Annotated in this window: 1 protein-coding gene; it reads left to right on the top strand. The window is 64.7% G+C overall.

Going from position 1 to position 238, the window contains the following annotated elements; all coding sequences use genetic code 11:
- Positions 1–134, top strand: a 134-nt coding sequence (locus tag B2V90_RS19130; protein ID WP_349681224.1) for an ATP-binding protein, incomplete at its 5' end; no start/stop codon positions are given.
- Between the last annotated feature and the right edge of the window lie 104 nt (positions 135–238).

The following is a 238-nucleotide window of genomic DNA, read 5'->3' as shown; positions in this document are numbered from 1 at the left end:
GCAACCGCGAAACCGGCGGCGCGGGCCTGGGCCTTGCGCTCGTCCGCGCGATCATGATCGAACATCATGGCGAACTCCTCCTCGCCAACCGCCCGGAAGGGGGGCTGGAGGCCAGCCTGGTGCTGCCCGCCTGACATTGGACGATTAAAAGGGCGACGCGGCGTCACTATTATGCTACACCATGGCCATCGCGCGACCCATGCCGCAAGCATTCGCCGTGACAGAGAGACCATTGTGC

Source organism: Sphingobium sp. UBA5915 (assembly GCF_002431195.1).
Lineage (GTDB): Bacteria > Pseudomonadota > Alphaproteobacteria > Sphingomonadales > Sphingomonadaceae > Sphingobium > Sphingobium soli.
The sequence above is the reverse complement of the archived record's forward strand: the minus strand, read 5'-3'. Positions and strand labels throughout refer to the sequence as shown.